Genomic DNA, 16,698 nt, shown 5'->3' on the forward strand with positions numbered 1-16,698 from the left:
TGGGAGAAAACAAAAAGGCGGTATTATAAACGATACCGTCTTTTTTGCTCTAGCATTCAAAATATATTGAAAAATCCGAACCCAATTAAAATTGGGTTCGGATTTTATTGGTTTAGGTTTGTACTACAAAAAAGATACCCACTGAAAATGAGAATCTCGGATTCAGAATGGATTTATTTTTATACAGTGATTTTTTGAGTTTTTCTTCTGGGTGTCCCATTCTTGCAAGAGAGGCAATGCTGAAAAGCTGGCTTGAATACTGGATTCTTGGTATAGAAAAAGAGGTTAAATTGAGTTGTCACATTTTTGAGTTCCAAATATTGACCTCTGTTCGTTTTACACAATCTCGTAGTCTGGTGTTTGTTTTTTCTAATAAAGACCAAAATGCAAAACTGCAAAAAACAAAAAGCTCACAAACCCCGTTGCTATGGGATTTATGAGCCTTGTATTTGGGCTAGGGTGACGGAATTGTTACCCTGTGATTCAGAAGAAAAATGAGAATAGGGGGTTCAGATTTGATTATTTTCTTGTTTTTACATTGCGATTTCCCCGGTTTTACTTTTTAATGTCTCATTTTTATAAAAATGAGCAAACCTGGAAAAGTAGCTTAAATACTGGGTTTATGACATAAAAAAGAGGTCGAAATTCGGATGTTTCATTTTTTAAGTTCCAAATTTTTCCTTTTGTTAAATATAACATTTGTTGATTTTGTGATATTTTAATGACATAGCAAAGAGCTATGTATAATGTGTAGAGAGAAATCAAATATTTTTATATTATCACACAAAGATTTAATATACATATTGACTTTTCTGTAAAAAGATATAATATAAAATATGTAATGACATTATGAATTCATGATAAATAGGGGGATGTTAAATGAAAGCATTGAGTGTTGATAAAACAAAACATCTTTCAATATGCACAATTTCAAAACCACACTATACAGAATATCAAGCATTGGTAAAAACACTAAGCTGTGGGGTCTGTAATGGAACTGATATGAAACTGATTCATGGTACTTTTAAAAATATGAATCAGTATCCTATGTTACTGGGGCATGAAGCAGTGGGTCAAGTGGTTGAAATTGGCTCAAAAGTAACAGGATTAAAAAAGGGAGATATTGTTTTACTTCCGTTTTTATATGGGGAAACAGAAGGCTATAGCTCTGGATGGGGCGGATATGCGGAATATACTGTAGTCTGCGATAAAATGGCATATTTGGAAAATGGAATGGGTCCGGGATCTTTAAGTTATGATGAGGGTATTTTTGCTCAAACCGTTCTAAATCCAGAGGATAAAGTTGATCCGGTTGGAGCAGCAATGATTATTACTTTTCGAGAAGTGTTGAGTGCCATTAGACGTTTTGGATTTGAAGCGAACAAAAATATATTGATCTTTGGGGCAGGACCTGTTGGTTTGTGTTTTACTAGATTTTGTAAATTATTGGGCTTATCTACGGTTATTACAGTGGATATTATGGATGAAAAAGTGGCTGAAGCTAAAAAAATGGGTGCAGATTTTGCTTGGAACAGTACCAAAATCAATGTTGTGGATAAAATAAGACAAAAATTCCCAAATGGTTTAGATTATGTTGTTGATGCGGTTGGCCTTAACCAGCTTATTAATCAAGCGATGGAACTCATTGCATATAATGGGAAAATTTGTTGTTATGGTATTTCACCTACATTAAATATGAATCTGGATTGGAGTAAAGCACCATATAACTGGACATTACAATTTGTTCAATGGCCGTCTAAATTTGAAGAAGCCGAGGCTCATAATCAAATTATGGCATGGATTAATGTTGGTGTATTAAATCCAATGGATTTTATTTCTGATGTGATACCTTTTTCAAATATTCTTGATGCATTTAAGTTAATAGAGGAACGGCGTCCTGGTACTAAAAAAATTGTTATCAAATATGACGAATAAAAACAGAAAGGTGTTTTAAAATGCAAACTTCAAAATTATTTTCTATTTTACCAGAATATATTTGTACACCCGATGGGATGGAGATTGATCGGGATGGGAATTTAGTTTTATCATGCCCTAACTATGCTGATGATAATTTGTCTGGTTGTGTGGTGAAAATTGATAAACAGGGAAATGTAAAAAAATGGTTTGATGTACCTGTATTAGAAGAAACTGGTGTAGCACGTAATATGGGAATTGCGTTTGATGATGAATATAATGTATATCTATGTGATAATCAAGGTTGGAGTGAAAAAGAAGAAGTTTTATTTAAAGGACGTGTCCTGAAATTAAAAGTTACTGATGAAGGGGATATATTAGAAACTAAGGTAGTAGCTTATGGTATGGAGCATCCAAATGGGATTAGAATTCGTGGAAACTATATGTATGTTACACAGAGTTACCTGCACCCTGTCAAGGATCCATCAGGAAAATTAGTGAGTTGTGTATATCGTTTTGCATTAGATGATGAAAATATCAAAATTACTAATACATTAGCGGATCCGAATATTCTAACTACATTTATTACTCATAATCCGGATTGCCAATATGGAGCAGATGGAATTGTTTTTGATAAGGAAGGCAATTTATTTGTCGGAAATTTTGGTGATGCTTCTATTCATAAGATAACTTTTTATGAGGATGGATCTGTGAAAAACAATCAGATTGTAGCACAGGATTTTTCTCAATTAGAAAGTACGGACGGAATGATTTTTGACGAAAAAGGAAACTTGTATATAGCAGATTTTTGTGCAAATGCTATTGGAATGATGAGTCCAGATGGGACTCTTAGAAGAATTGCACAAAGTCCGGATAGTGATGGGCTACAGGGGGAATTAAATCAGCCTGGAGAACCAATTGTATGGGATGGTCGAATTATTGCTTCTTGTTTTGATTTGGTAACGGGACCGGGAAAAGTAAATACAGGACATAGTATGCCGGCTACGCTCGCACAGTTGGATTTGGAGTGATCATAAATGGCAGGACAGTATATTTTGGCGCACGATTTAGGGACTAGTGGAAATAAAGCCACAATTTATGATTTTAAAGGAAATTTGTGTGCTAGCGTACTTTGTGAATATCCGACTTATTATCCACAGGACGGATTTGTAGAACAAGATCCAAATGATTGGTGGCGGGCAGTGTGTTCATCTACCAAGAGACTTTTGCAAGAAGCCGGAATTAGAAATACAGAAATAGCAGTAGTCAGTTTTAGTGCTCAAATGATGGGTTGTTTGTTAGTTGACCATTGCGGTGAAGCCTTGAGGAAGATGATTATTTGGGCAGATACCAGAAGTGTTGAGCAAGAAGCTGAAATGATTGATAAAATTGGTATGGAACGAGGTTATCATATCACTGGCCATCGGCTTAGTGCCTCTTACGGTGGAGCGAAACTTCTTTGGATCAAGGAAAATGAACCGGATATCTATGATAAAGCTTATAAGATGTTGAATGCCAAAGATTATATTATACATAGGCTTACAGGAGCTTTTGTAACAGATTATAGCGATGCTTCCGGAACAAATTTATTCGATTTAGAACGAAAAATGTGGTCGGAAGAAATTGTGAATGCTCTCGATCTTCGGATGGATTTATTGCCCGAAGTACATGCCTCTACTGATATCGCAGGAGGAATCACGCCTGAAGCAGCAATGGAGATAGGATTATTGGCAGGAACCCCCGTTGTGATTGGCGGAGGTGACGGATCTTGTGCCTGTGTAGGGGCAGGTGTTGTTGAGGAAGGAAAAACTTATAATGTTTTAGGCTCATCTTCTTGGATTTCGATAGCTAGTAAAACACCTGTATTTGATCCTGCCATGAGAACATTTAACTGGGTTCATCTTGATCCTGATTTGTATACTCCTTGTGGTACCATGCAGGCGGCAGGATATTCTTTGAATTGGTTTAAAAATGTATTTTGTAAAGATGAGATTAAAGAGGGAAAAGTAATCGGAAAAAATCCGTACCAACTAATTGATAAGCAAATTTTGCAAACAGCACCAGGTGCTAACGGACTACTATATCTACCTTATTTATTAGGAGAGAGATCCCCACGATGGAATTTTCAGGCCAAAGGCGCATTTATTGGTATGAAAATTACAACTACAAAAGCAGATTTTGCTCGAGCTGTATTGGAAGGGGTCGGGTATAATTTAAAAGTTATTTTAGATGTTTTTGATAAAACGTATCCTGTTTCAGATGTTGTGCTAATTGGAGGCGGAGCCAAAGGAGAAGTTTGGGCTCAAATACTAGCTGATATTTGGCAAAAACCAGTTTTGATTCCAAGATATCTAGAAGAAGCCACATCAATGGGGGCAGCGATATGTGGCGGAGTTGGTATTGGGGCATTTCCAAATTTCAGTGTGATTAAACAATTTAACAGCATTAATAAAACAATTGTGCCAAATTTAAAGAATGGTGAGTTATATAATAAACTTTACAAAGCCTTTAATGTGGCTTATAATGGACTTTTAGATACATATAATATGTTGAACATGAACGATTAAATGCGAAGGAGCAAATGTATAATGGAGTCTGTTGATTTTATGTTCGGTAAGATTCATAAAGATATTCCGGTGCCTATGTATTATCAGATAAAACAGGTAATACTTACTGCAATTAAAAACGGATTATTGCAACCAGGTGAAATGTTACCGACAGAATTGGCATTTTGTGAACAATATGAGGTAAGTCGACCTACAATACGGCAGGCATTAAACGAATTAGTAATAGAAGGTTATTTATATCGTTTAAAAGGAAAAGGAACATTTGTATCTTCTCCTAAGATAGAAGCAAAATTTTTAAGTAAATTACAAAATTTTAATGATGAAATGCTTGCTAAAGGCTTAACTCCTTCCACCAAAGTAATTACTTTTAAAGTGATTTCTGGTGTTCAAGATATCAATAATAGACTAAAACGTCCTAATTCCGAAAAATTATTCTATTTGGAACGTGTTCGATTTGCAAACGGGGAGCCGGTTGTTTATGTGGAAACATTTTTTTCATATGATCAATTTCAAAAATTAGAGAATGTTGATTTTGTCTCAGAGTCACTTTATGACAGTATGAAATTAAAGTGCAATTGTACGGTGGCTAGAGTGAATCGTATGATTGAAGCTGTGAGTGTGTCACAAAAGGAAGCTACGTTATTGGAAATAGTCAAAGGCAGTGCTGCTATGTTAGTAAAAACTACTGCTTTTACTAAACAAGGCATTCCTGTCGAGTATTCTATAGCCAGATATAGAGGCGATAGAAACCAATTCAGCGTTGAATTAGAATTAGAATAATTATTTGATTTATTAACACTGCAATAATGTAGGTAATAAAAATTTTATCATTTAATATGTCATGACAATAGGATGTAATGATTAAAAATAAAAAGTGAGGGATATTTATGTTGAAAAAATCGAAATCATTAACGGCGCAATCATTAGCAAGGTATTTTGATCATACGTTTTTGAAGGCAAATGCTACAATTAACGATATGAAAAAGTTATGTGATGAAAGTATTCATTACGGATTTCGAATGGTTGCTATTAATCCTGTGTGGGTTCCTTTCTGCAAAGAAGTTTTAAAAGGAAGCGATGTTCATGTTGGGGCAGCTATTGGTTTTCCGTTAGGACAGAATACTATAGAAACCAAAGTCTTTGAAACCAAAAATTCATTAGAATTGGGTGCTGACGAGATAGATTATGTCATTAATATTTCAAAACTAAAAGAAAAGGATTATGCTTATATAGAGCAAGAAATGATCGAAATCATTGATTTATGCCGTAAATATCATGCAACTTCAAAAGTTATTTTTGAAAATTGTTATCTTACTGATCAGGAAAAGAAAGAATTATGTCGCATTGCCTGTAAAGTAAAACCGGATTATATTAAAACGTCTACCGGTTTTGGAACGGGCGGAGCTTTAATAGAAGATCTAAAATTAATGAAGGAGTGTGTTGATGGAAGTGGAATAAAATTAAAAGCGGCTGGTGGTATTCGATCTTTAGAAACTGCGTTGGAATTAATTGACTTGGGTGTAGAAAGAATCGGTTCAACTTCAAGTGTAACAATAGTCAATGAGTTCCAAAACGCAACAGCTTCAAACTTATAATTGGCTAATATAGTTTAAGTGTACAACTATATTAATAAATCAAAACATGAAAGGAAGAATCTTTATGAAAAAACGTTCAGTTGTGTGTGCTCTTTTAGCAATGGTGTTAGCTGCAGGCAGTTTAGTAGGATGTGGCTCAAATAACAATTCTGACACATCTTCAAAATCTGCCACAGGCACAAGTGGAGCACAGAAAGAAGTAAGTTGGGCGACTTGGGGAAATGAAGGAGAATTAGCGCGCTTTAATGCCTTGAATGAAGCTTTTATGAAAGAAAATCCAGATGTAAAGATTAACTTTATCTCGATTCCAAGTAATGGATATATGGATAAAATTTTGTCTATGGTATCCAGTGGTACAGAACCAAATATTTATTATGTAGAGAGCGGCTATCATAATCTGGCAGCAAGCGGAAAATTGGAAAATCTTGAACCTTTTATGGAAAATGATAAAAACGGTGTAACAAGAGATAACTTTTTCCCAAATGTCTTACCTTGGTTTGAAGTAGATGGCACATTATATGCATTACCATGTGATACTGCGCCAATTACATTATATTATAATAAAGATATGTTAAGCTCTTTGGGGCTAGAAGATCCAAATGATTTAGATGCACAGGGAAAATGGGATATTAATGCGTTTGAAGAAATGGCCCAAAAAATCACTGAATCTGGAAAGGTAACATTATTATTGGATAACAGTGATCAATCTCAGATTGGATGGTTTGCTTCCAGTGGTGCAGAATATTTCAATGATGATGCTACTGAATGTACAATTTATAGCGACAAGGCAGTAGAAATTTATACTAAAGTACAAAATATGGTGAAAAATGGATTAATTCAGTGGAATGGATCAGGTAGTATGGATCCAAATGGTTTATTCATGGGTCAGCAGCTTGCATTTGTAGAAGCAGGGAGATGGTTGATGCCGTTGTTCAAAGACATTAAAGATTTTGAATATGATATTTGTCCTATGCCTTCTGGACTAGACGGAGGCCGTGAAACAGCGATTGCTTCCGTACCGGTAGTTATGTCTGCAAATACATCTGATAAAGAAACAGCATGGAGATTTTTCAGTTATTTTGAAAGTGAAGCAGGACAAACATTCCGTCTTCAGGATTACGGAAACTGTATTCCATCTATCAACCTACCGGGATTAGACGACACTGTATTTATGAATGAACCGGCTCCTGCTCATAAAGAATTATGGCAGAAATACCGTTCAGAGGGAAGAACAAAATATGTTGCATGTTCTATGTATCCAGAAACAGCACAACTTTTAAAGGATGCTAATGATAAAATGTTTGCTAATTTTGAAGATGTAGATACTGTTTTGAAACAGTTACAACAGGATGCCAGCGCAGCAATGAAATAATTCATGATGCAAAAGATGTGCAAAAGTTGGATTGTGAATGATCCAACTTTTGCAATATAGGAGATATAGATTTATGAAAGGAAATAAAACAGAAAGCTTATACGGTTATCTATTTATAACTCCTCAAATAGTTGGACTAACAATCTTTTCGATTATTCCAATTATTTCCGTTTTTTATTTAAGTTTTTGTCAATGGGATGCAGTTTCAGATCCTATTTTTGTGGGAGTACAGAACTATATAGAAGAGATCAAGGATCCTAACTTTTCAAAAGCAGCGTTAAATACCTTGCTATACTCACTGATTTACATTCCAGGCAATATTATCATTGCTTTATTGTTAGCAGTTGCTATCAAAAATATTAAAGGTAAAACAGCCTATCGTTTATGTTATTTCTTACCAGCTGTAACCGGATCGGTGGCAATGTCTATGATTTGGTTATGGATTTTGGAGCCAAACGCAGGAATTATGAATTATTTCTTGAGCATTTTTGGAATAGAGAAGTTAAATTTGTTAGGAAATATGGCTACGGTTATTCCTACTATAGGATGTATTGCGGTATGGTATAATGTTGGGTACAATGTTGTTATCTATATTGCTGGTTTGGAAGGCATTCCAGGGGTATATTATGAAGCTGCAATGATTGATGGGGCGAATCCCGTAACTCGTTTCTTTAAAATAACATTGCCCATGATGTCTCCTACGATCTTTTTTACTACGATTATGACCACAATCGCTAGCTTTAAAGTATTTGATCAAGTTTTTGTTATGACAAATGGGGGACCGTCAAAAGCAAGTTATATGTATGTTTTACATATTTACGATTATGGTTTTAAGCAATTTAAAATGGGACAGAGTAGTACCGCTGCTGTTATCTTTTTTGTACTTTTGCTAATTCTAACAATTATTCAGAATATCATGTCCAAAAGGTGGGTGAACTATGAAACATAAATCAAATATATTGGTCTCAGTCATAAAACACTTTGTTTTAATCTGTATAGCGGCCATTATGGTTTTTCCATTTGTTTGGATGGTGTCTACTTCGTTAAAAGATACTTATGCAGTATATAGTTATCCTCCAAAATTTTTCTCTTGGCCTTTAGAATTTGCTAATTATCAAAGTGTATGGACTTCCTTACCGTTTGGAGCAGCTTTTTTGAACAGTTTAACAATCACTGTTTTAATAGTTTTTTTTCAGCTGTTTACTGCATCTATGGCAGCATTCTCTTTTGCAAAATTAAAATTTAAGGGCAGAGAAACCTTATTCATTTTAATTTTGGCAACTATGATGATTCCGGAACAAGTAACTATGATTCCGTTATTTAAAATGTTTACTGCTGCAAATTTAATTGATACACATTGGGCTCTGATTCTACCCGGGGCATTTTGTTATCCATTCGGAGTATTTATGTTAAGGCAATTTATAAAAGGTTTGCCTGACGCATTAATGGAAGCTGCTAGAATTGATGGATGTAGTTATCCAAAAATTTATTATAAAATTATTTTACCATTGAGCAAATCATCAATTATGGCACTATTGATTTTTTCATTTTTACAAAATTGGAATAGTTTTTTATATCCTTTACTATTTTTAAATACCCAGGAAAAATTTACTTTACCTTTGATGCTTAATATTTTTAAAGGATTATATTTTACAAATTGGCCTGTCTTAATGGCAGCAGCTGGTGTTGTAGTAATACCGGTAATTATTGTATATTTAATTGCTCAAAAATATATTATAGAAGGAATTGCTATTACAGGAATGAAGGGGTAGTCAATATGGCACAAACAGTTAGAAGGCCCAAGTCCTTAAATTTTGCAAAATCCGCAGAAAAATGTTTACATCATATTATTCAGAATGTAGATCCTGATTATGACTATGTACCGTATGTTGGCGTTACTTTGGGAGAAAAACGCCCACATTTTGTTCATCATAGATTGGATTGGAGCGAAGTATTACCTTATGCAATTTATGGTGCAATTTTGGCCCGTGATTTATCAGGAAGTACAGAAGGAAAGAAAATCGAGCAGAAGCAAAGAGAACTATTACTGAGGCAAATATCGCCGCTGGACTCTTTGATTTATACAAGAAAATCACCTTGGAATAAATCATATCCAATGTGTTTATGGGAACAGTCCAGAGCATTACACGCTTTATTATATTGGTATATGGATTCGGGCGATGAACGTTTGATGAACATTATGTCTAATATGGTGAATACATTGTTCAAAATGTCTATACAAACTGGTTGTATGCGTTCATTTTCTCCTGATATCATCAATCATATTGGAATGGGTGCTATTGCACTTGGAGAATTAATTGATCCTTTAATAAAGTACTATGAACTTTCGGGCGATTCGAAAGCATATCAACTAGGATTAGGTTTGGCTTATTATTGTACTGACTCCAAAACAGGATTTTTTGGTGATGATGGCAATATTCTTGACAATCAACTATATCGCTCTGCAATTTCTGTTTTAAGTGGAGTGTTGCGTGCAGGTAGATTGGCGAATGATCAAGACTTGATTACCCGAGGTAAACAAATTCACGATACATTATCTTCATATGTTACACGGTATGGAGCTACTCCTTGCACTGAACCTGCTTGCAGTAATATGGAATTGATTTATAGTGCCATTCATTTGGCGGAACTTGGGGATTTGGAATATTATGATCAAATAGATCGATATATCCGTAATCAAACAAGTGAAGCTCAATTTTTAGATGAATCTGAATGGGACTTTAATCTGGCTAGAAACGGAAGGATACTGGGAAAAGATTTTCAATGGGTATTTGGAGAATATCCTGATCAACTAGAAACACTACCGTATGACTATTATGGTGATGATGTCATATCAAAAAGTATTGGCGGATTTTTGTGGACAGACTTTTCTGAACATCGATTTGTTCCAGCTTCCTTGATGTTATGTTGTTCAGGACATGCCATGCGAAGCTATCATTTGGTTGTAGAAAAAATGGTTCAACCTACTATTCAAGGATTTGATATTAATTTTCATTATTCCTATGAAAATAATTTAGTTGAGTTAATTAGTTATGAACCCTATATTGGTAAGTTTGTCATTATTCCCAAACAATCTTGCCATAAAATTCGTATCAGAATTCCTGATTATTGGCGAAAAAGTGAAATAACAGTAAATGGTGAAAATATAACAGATAAAATCAGTAATGGATATTATATAATTCAAAATGCTGATCCCAATAAAGAGTATGTTTTTAAATATTTATTGGATTGTTATGAAACACAAGAATCAGTTTATGTTATAAAAGATTCAGTTATTAATTATATAAAACAGGTGAGAGTACAATGGAAAGGGAATACAGTTGTAAATTTACTAGATAATCAATCTCAGAATCCTAAACGTATTTATAAAAGATCACATCTAATAGACTCTAAAGTTGAATATGAGGATATGATACCTCATGTTAGTTCAAAACATATTTATTGGTAGGCTACGTAGGTCAAAAGGTAGCCAGAACATAAATAGTAATTTTATCGCCTGAAAAATTAGGGATAAACTGCTACTTCCTTTTCGTTTTATTTGATTTTGCCTCCATACCTCCGTGATAAATTAATTTTTGAAAAATTACCACAAAATCTGAAAAAACCTAAATGAATATTTAAAAGGAGTGACATCTATTTTGTCACTCCTTACTTTATGTTATCATTATTCAATAAAATTGATCTCACATTTCGTACAAAAAAGAAACCCCACGGTGTGCAAATTGCTCACCGTGGGGTGTGACTAGGAACTGAAAAAGATGCATACCATAGTCGCGAGCATCTTGATTGATTTAAAAGAAAAAGAGTCCGAACGCGAATTGCGTCCAGACTCAGTTTGGACTAGGGTGACGGAATTGTTACCCCTACTTCTAGAAAATAAATGAGAATTGAGGGTTCAGATTTGGTCACTTTTTTATTTTTTACATTGCGATTTTCGACCTTTTATTTTTTATGTTTCATTTTTTGAGTTCTAAATCTTGACTTGGAACCAGATCTTTGACTTCTTATATCTCATTTTTTTACTTTTCATCCAGTTTTATACTTATTTTCCAAATAAAAAATATTTAAAACTTATAGAATGTTATGAGCTTTGTTTAGAACAAGATATGCCGAAAGCCGCCTTGGATCTCGGTAAGCTTTATGATGCCGGAAAGGTTGTGGAGCAAAACTATCAAAAAGCGTATGAACTTTATCAAATAGCGGCTGACGCAGATCTAATTTCTGCAATCCGCAACTGTGGGTATGGTTTCTATTACGGACAACATCAGGATATTGACTACAAGAAGGAATATCAATATTTTTCTCTCGGTGCATTACTTCATGATGATGCAAATTGCTTGTACAAATTGGGTGATATGTATCTGAATGGTTACGGCGATCAAAATGAAGATTATGCTTTTATGCTCTATCAGAGAGCCTTGGGTTGCTGTCAAAAAAATGATAGGGATTCCGTTTGCATTGCTTATGCACAATTCCGGGTTGGAAAATGATATCTTGATGGGATCGGTACATACAAAAATACGGAAAAAGCACACGAACTGCTATCTCTTGCACTTGTTTCTATAAGAGAAGGAAAAAGGATCATTTTGTAATTAAGCTCATTCAGTCTGCAAAAGAATTATTGGTACAAGCGCAAACTGATCTTGATAAGGAAACATCGGATTACCAAAGAAAATGGGATTGTGAACTTGATGATCCAAAATTTTAAGAATTATACATATATCAACAAAAATCTTCCGGAGTCTTTTTATGAAAAGACTCCGGAAGATTTTTGTGTCGTGCAACTTCACATGAATACTGAAAAAATGGAGTGACATCTATTTTGTTATTCTTTCCTGTAACTAGGAATTAAAAAATGTATACCATAGTTGCGAACACCTTGATTGAAAAGAAAAAGAGCCCGAACGCGAATCGCGTCCAGGTTCAGCCTGGTGTAAAGCGTGAACAAAAAAGGAGCCACGCTTTTTTTGCTGTTGGACATGAACCAATACAGCTTTATTTATCCTTTAATATCTTGGATTCTTAACCCTTTATGAAATATGCAATATACATTCTAAAACTCCCAATACTTCCGCAGAAGCCTTTTATCATAATGAAAAGGAATGAAACCTCATCAAACAATTTAGTTTTAGTTCAAATTACAACTGGTGTTCAATTTTTATACAAAATTCGATACTGTCGTGCGGTCATATGATTCATTTTCAAAAATTCTTTACAGAAATAGGATATATTTTCAAAGCCTACATCTAATGCAATTTCTGTTATTGGTTTTGTAGTTTCCAATAGCTGATTTTGTGCCATTATAATGCGATATTGATTGATATAATCAATACAAGAGCATTGAGTAGCTTGTTTAAATATTTTTGAAAAATAAGATTCACTGTAACTAGTGAGTAGAGCTAAATCTTTAATATATATTTTTTTCATATAATTTGCTTGAATATATTCTAATGCCAATTTGATTTTTTCGATGGAAATATTAGCAGCTAAGGTGATTTTCTCTTTTGGGGAAACTAGAATAATTTTATAAAGTAATTCAAACAGTAATGATTTAATCCTTAACGAAAACGCCTTGTCTTGCTTAGTCATACTATCAGAAATTTTTTTTATTATTTCCGCAATTTCAGTCGCTTCTTCAGTATCTGCTAAAATATGATTTGTAATTGGCAACTGACATTCTTGAAGGGGTAAGATATATTGGTTATTACAAATATCTTTGGAAGACGTTGCTAAAATAGAAGTATTAAAAAGAATCGTAGTATTCTGGCTATCATGTCCAAAGATCGAATTTCCAGAGTGTAAAGAACGAGGAGGGATAATTAAAATATCACCTTGCTTAACATGGTATTTTACAGCATCAATTGAATAGAGCCCTTCTCCTTTTTGAACAAGGCTAATTTCCATTTCTTCATGCCAATGTGCTGTAAGTTGGGTACAATGGATATCCAGAGTAGGATGGTAAACTACAATTGGAAGCAACGGGCTTCCATGTTGAATACCTTCTTTTAGACTACTGCTTAATAAATGCACCGAATCACCCTTTAACTCTCAAATGATAGAATAGTGTTAATAAAACATAAAATAATATAAGATAAATTTAAATAAGAATAATATTATAATACTATAACAAGGATATCTTTGTAAAGATCGAACATTCATTTAGTGTGAAAGAACTTGGAGGAGAAAAATGAAAAGATACTTTAATATTTTGTTATCTGTTTTGATTGTGTCTTCAACAGTTATAATGACTACAGCTTGTAGTTCAGATGCAAAGGATGGCGGATCAGTCAATGCTGGCAACAAAACTACTATTGAATTTCTTAACCAAAAAAGAGAAAGTATTGATGTATTAACAAAAATAGTAGATCAGTACAATAAGTCCCAAGATAAAGTGATAGTGAAATTAAATAGTCCAGCAGAAGCAACAACGGTCATCTCTTCCCGGGCGGCTTCAGGTGATTTGCCAGAAGTATTTACAGATTGGCCAATGCAAGCAAATTACGGACAATATGTTGATAGTGGCTTATTGGAAGATTTGACAAATGAACCATATATGGATACTGTCAACGAAACTGCACTGGAAATCAGCACTAGACCCGACGGGAAAATTTATACTGCGCCATTAGCATTAAACACTTATGGAATATTTTATTCTGTAGAAGACTTTGAAGAGCTGAATATTACAATTCCAACCACTTATGATGAATTGATTTTGGTATGTGAAAAGCTACAGGCAGCAGGGAAAACCCCATTTATGTTTCCTGATAAAGATTCTTGGACGGTAGAGCAGGAATTCATGTTTAATACTGGCGTTTGGGATAAGAATTTTCTGGATACCTATCGGGGATGCAAAGAGGGATATATCACTTTGATTGAAGATGATGGAATTCAGCAGACAGCCTCCAGAATGCTGGATCTACGCAATCGCTTTGGACAAAAAGATTCTTTGGGAACCAGTTATGATGATGCAATTAGCAATTTTGCCACAGGAAAAAGCAGCATGTTTATGCAAGGCATCTGGGCGTTAGATCCAATTAAACAAGCAAACCCTGAATTTGAATTCAATGTATTTGCGGTGCCTGGAAACACTGCTGATGAAACCAGAGTGGAAATCGGCGTCGATTTGGCCTTTGATGTATCAAAAGATTCCAAAAATAAAGAAGCGGCTTTAGAATTTGTAAGGTACATGATGACACCTGAAACAGCCAAGTTGTATTCTGAAACAATCCAGGTTCCAACAGCAATAGAAGGAGGGAATGCAGAGTTAACCGCAATCGCACCTCTTGTTAAATATGTGGAGGAAGGGAAATCTTTTCCACAGCTTATGGGATTACACACTACAGATATTGCTACAAATGAGCCGGCAGTATGCCAGCAGTTAATTGTATCCCAAGACATTGATGAATTCAAAACATCAATGAATGACTTATGGGCCAATACGGAAAAATAAAAAGAGCCCTTAGAGGCTCTTTTTTGAATTCTTAAGGAGGTATTTCGTAATGCGAACCCCAAAATCCCCTAATAAAAAAATGCCATTTTATATTATGAGTTTGCCGTCATTGATCATGTATAGTTTCTTTTTTGGAATACCTGTCATATCCGGGATTTATTACAGTTTAACTGATTGGGACGGCATGTCTAAGGAGTTTAACTTTATAGGTTTTAAAAACTATCTCCATAGTTTCCAAGATGACAGATTTTGGAATTCTTTTCTGTTCACATTTAAGTACACAATCGTACTAGTAATCTCCGTCATTGTTATTTCCTTGATAATAGCGCTCTTATTAAATACGAATATTAAAGGGAAAGGGTTCTTTCGATCTATTTATTTTTTCCCTGCCGTACTAAGTTTAATTACTGTTGGTTTAATATTTAATCAGATTTTTTATCGAGTTGTACCTCAGTTGGGAGAACTGCTCGGAATAGAAAGTTTGCAAAGTAATATATTAGGAAATTCAGAATTGGCAATTTGGGGGATTTTGATTACAAATATATGGCAGGGTGTTGCTATGCCTGCAATTATTTTTTTGGCAGGACTGCAAAGTGTTCCCAAAGATTTATATGAAGCTGCAACAATTGATGGTGCAAATATGATTCAGAAGTTTCAATATATTACCATTCCGTTTTTGATTCCCATGCTAAGCATAAACCTGGTTTTAGTGGTTAAATCCGGATTGACAGTGTTTGATTATATTGTTGCGATGACAGAAGGTGGACCAGGAAGATCAACAGAATCGATCGCTTATATTATATATCAACAAGGCTTTCGACAATATCAGTTTTCATACGGGGTAGCTCAATCAATTATTTTACTTATTGTGATTGTAATGATATCAGTTATCCAAACGAAACTTTTAAGTAGGAAAGAGGTAGGGCAGCAGTGAATAAAACGAAATTATCTTTAAAAATCGTGATCTACACTTCTTTAGTGCTGGGATTATTATTGATCCTTTTTCCGATGTACTTAACCATAATCGTAGCGTTTAAAACTCCTGCCGAATCGGCAGAGAACTTTTTCTCTTTTCCGAAACAGTTCTATTTAGAAAATTTAAAAACAGTTGTTTGTTCAGATAATTTTATTTATTTTTTAATAAACTCGATTGCTATCACTGTCATTTCATTAATCGTAATTATTTTCTTTGTTTCATTATGCTCGTATGCAATTTCACGCAACCAAAATAGCCGCTATTTTAGATTTTTGCATATATATCTTTTGGCGGGGATTTTTGTGCCTTTTCAAGTCATTATGCTTCCTTTGGTTAAATTCATGAGCGGCATGAATTTAACCAATCAGGTGGGAATTATTCTTTTGTATATCACCCTAGCAAATGCTCAAGGGGTTTTCCTCTGTGTGAATTATTTAAAATCCATTCCGATGGAAATGGAGGAAGCTGCCCATATTGATGGCTGTTCAGTTTACCGGACTTTTTTCTCTGTAGTATTCCCCTTGATGAAACCTATATTGGTCACATTATTGATTATGGATGCTTTATGGATTTGGAATGATTTTCAATTACCGCTTATCATGCTGAATACTTCTTCGGAACAATGGACACTTCCTTTATTTCAATACAATTTTAAAGGTCAGTATAGCTTTGATTATAATTTAGCTTTTGCATCGTTTTTAATATCTATGTTGCCTATTATCATCGTTTATGCTTTATTACAAAAACACATTATTGGCGGCTTAACTGATGGTGCAGTAAAATCTTAAAACACTTCAGAAAAG

Annotated in this window: 15 protein-coding genes; 14 read left to right on the forward strand and 1 reads right to left on the reverse strand. The window is 34.3% G+C overall.

What is annotated here, in order from left to right; genetic code table 11:
- The first annotated feature begins 167 nt into the window (after positions 1-167).
- The 11 genes from CIB36_RS12530 to CIB36_RS12580 all read left to right on the forward strand — a co-directional run bounded on the left by CIB36_RS12530 (position 168) and on the right by CIB36_RS12580 (position 11,959).
- On the forward strand, positions 168-440 hold the full coding sequence (locus tag CIB36_RS12530) for a hypothetical protein (protein WP_158662704.1): 273 nt from the start codon (positions 168-170) through the stop codon (positions 438-440).
- A gap of 439 nt (positions 441-879) precedes the next feature.
- Entirely contained in the window at positions 880-1,935 is a 1,056-nt protein-coding gene (locus tag CIB36_RS12535; protein ID WP_093989861.1) for a zinc-dependent alcohol dehydrogenase, read from the forward strand.
- Between the two features lie 20 nt (positions 1,936-1,955).
- The gene (locus tag CIB36_RS12540; protein ID WP_093989862.1) at positions 1,956-2,945 is read left to right on the forward strand and encodes an SMP-30/gluconolactonase/LRE family protein; all 990 of its coding nucleotides are present in this window, start codon (positions 1,956-1,958) and stop codon (positions 2,943-2,945) included.
- A 6-nt stretch (positions 2,946-2,951) separates the two neighbouring features.
- Entirely contained in the window at positions 2,952-4,481 is a 1,530-nt protein-coding gene (xylB, locus tag CIB36_RS12545) for a xylulokinase (RefSeq protein WP_093989863.1), read from the forward strand.
- 21 nt (positions 4,482-4,502) lie between these two features.
- Positions 4,503-5,261, forward strand: coding sequence for a GntR family transcriptional regulator (locus CIB36_RS12550; RefSeq protein WP_093989864.1), 759 nt, complete (start codon positions 4,503-4,505; stop codon positions 5,259-5,261).
- Positions 5,262-5,368: 107 nt separating this feature from the next.
- Positions 5,369-6,076, forward strand: coding sequence for a deoxyribose-phosphate aldolase (gene deoC, locus CIB36_RS12555; RefSeq protein WP_093989865.1), 708 nt, complete (start codon positions 5,369-5,371; stop codon positions 6,074-6,076).
- 64 nt (positions 6,077-6,140) lie between these two features.
- On the forward strand, positions 6,141-7,448 hold the full coding sequence (locus CIB36_RS12560; protein WP_158662705.1) for an ABC transporter substrate-binding protein: 1,308 nt from the start codon (positions 6,141-6,143) through the stop codon (positions 7,446-7,448).
- A 73-nt stretch (positions 7,449-7,521) separates the two neighbouring features.
- Positions 7,522-8,397: a carbohydrate ABC transporter permease gene (locus tag CIB36_RS12565; RefSeq protein WP_093989867.1), complete on the forward strand. Its 876-nt coding sequence runs from the start codon at positions 7,522-7,524 to the stop codon at positions 8,395-8,397.
- A complete protein-coding gene (locus CIB36_RS12570; RefSeq protein ID WP_093989868.1) occupies positions 8,387-9,220 on the forward strand; it encodes a carbohydrate ABC transporter permease in 834 nt (277 codons plus the stop codon). The genes CIB36_RS12565 and CIB36_RS12570 overlap by 11 nt, the downstream gene beginning before the upstream one ends.
- Before the next feature lie 5 nt (positions 9,221-9,225).
- The gene (locus CIB36_RS12575) at positions 9,226-10,917 is read left to right on the forward strand and encodes a hypothetical protein (protein ID WP_093989869.1); all 1,692 of its coding nucleotides are present in this window, start codon (positions 9,226-9,228) and stop codon (positions 10,915-10,917) included.
- Positions 10,918-11,446: 529 nt separating this feature from the next.
- The gene (locus CIB36_RS12580; RefSeq protein WP_093989870.1) at positions 11,447-11,959 is read left to right on the forward strand and encodes a tetratricopeptide repeat protein; all 513 of its coding nucleotides are present in this window, start codon (positions 11,447-11,449) and stop codon (positions 11,957-11,959) included.
- Between the two features lie 661 nt (positions 11,960-12,620).
- On the opposite strand, the gene CIB36_RS12585 is transcribed toward CIB36_RS12580, so the two are convergent.
- Positions 12,621-13,499 (reverse strand): AraC family transcriptional regulator, encoded by an 879-nt coding sequence (locus CIB36_RS12585; protein ID WP_093989871.1) that lies wholly within the window; start codon positions 13,497-13,499, stop codon positions 12,621-12,623.
- Between the two features lie 157 nt (positions 13,500-13,656).
- Between CIB36_RS12585 and CIB36_RS12590 the strand changes: the two genes are divergently transcribed.
- The 3 genes from CIB36_RS12590 to CIB36_RS12600 are packed head-to-tail and all read left to right on the forward strand — an operon-like array spanning position 13,657 to position 16,683.
- A complete protein-coding gene (locus CIB36_RS12590) occupies positions 13,657-14,919 on the forward strand; it encodes an ABC transporter substrate-binding protein (RefSeq protein WP_093989872.1) in 1,263 nt (420 codons plus the stop codon).
- Positions 14,920-14,968: 49 nt separating this feature from the next.
- Positions 14,969-15,853 carry a carbohydrate ABC transporter permease gene (locus tag CIB36_RS12595; protein WP_093988293.1) on the forward strand — a complete coding sequence of 295 codons (885 nt, stop codon included), beginning with the start codon at positions 14,969-14,971 and terminating at the stop codon, positions 15,851-15,853.
- On the forward strand, positions 15,850-16,683 hold the full coding sequence (locus CIB36_RS12600) for a carbohydrate ABC transporter permease (protein WP_229408178.1): 834 nt from the start codon (positions 15,850-15,852) through the stop codon (positions 16,681-16,683). Before CIB36_RS12595 ends, CIB36_RS12600 begins: the two co-directional genes overlap by 4 nt.
- The last annotated feature ends 15 nt before the right edge of the window (positions 16,684-16,698 follow it).

It is taken from the genome of Massiliimalia timonensis (genome assembly GCF_900186585.1).
Classification (GTDB): domain Bacteria; phylum Bacillota; class Clostridia; order Oscillospirales; family Ruminococcaceae; genus Massiliimalia; species Massiliimalia timonensis.

What these genes read in the sequence shown, in the direction of transcription:
- CIB36_RS12530 (WP_158662704.1), top strand. Translation starts at nt 168, where the DNA reads ATGGATTTATTTTTATACAGTGATTTTTTGAGTTTTTCTTCTGGGTGT.
- CIB36_RS12535 (WP_093989861.1), top strand. Translation starts at nt 880, where the DNA reads ATGAAAGCATTGAGTGTTGATAAAACAAAACATCTTTCAATATGCACA.
- CIB36_RS12540 (WP_093989862.1), top strand. Translation starts at nt 1,956, where the DNA reads ATGCAAACTTCAAAATTATTTTCTATTTTACCAGAATATATTTGTACA.
- xylB (WP_093989863.1), top strand. Translation starts at nt 2,952, where the DNA reads ATGGCAGGACAGTATATTTTGGCGCACGATTTAGGGACTAGTGGAAAT.
- CIB36_RS12550 (WP_093989864.1), top strand. Translation starts at nt 4,503, where the DNA reads ATGGAGTCTGTTGATTTTATGTTCGGTAAGATTCATAAAGATATTCCG.
- deoC (WP_093989865.1), top strand. Translation starts at nt 5,369, where the DNA reads ATGTTGAAAAAATCGAAATCATTAACGGCGCAATCATTAGCAAGGTAT.
- CIB36_RS12560 (WP_158662705.1), top strand. Translation starts at nt 6,141, where the DNA reads ATGAAAAAACGTTCAGTTGTGTGTGCTCTTTTAGCAATGGTGTTAGCT.
- CIB36_RS12565 (WP_093989867.1), top strand. Translation starts at nt 7,522, where the DNA reads ATGAAAGGAAATAAAACAGAAAGCTTATACGGTTATCTATTTATAACT.
- CIB36_RS12570 (WP_093989868.1), top strand. Translation starts at nt 8,387, where the DNA reads ATGAAACATAAATCAAATATATTGGTCTCAGTCATAAAACACTTTGTT.
- CIB36_RS12575 (WP_093989869.1), top strand. Translation starts at nt 9,226, where the DNA reads ATGGCACAAACAGTTAGAAGGCCCAAGTCCTTAAATTTTGCAAAATCC.
- CIB36_RS12590 (WP_093989872.1), top strand. Translation starts at nt 13,657, where the DNA reads ATGAAAAGATACTTTAATATTTTGTTATCTGTTTTGATTGTGTCTTCA.
- CIB36_RS12595 (WP_093988293.1), top strand. Translation starts at nt 14,969, where the DNA reads ATGCGAACCCCAAAATCCCCTAATAAAAAAATGCCATTTTATATTATG.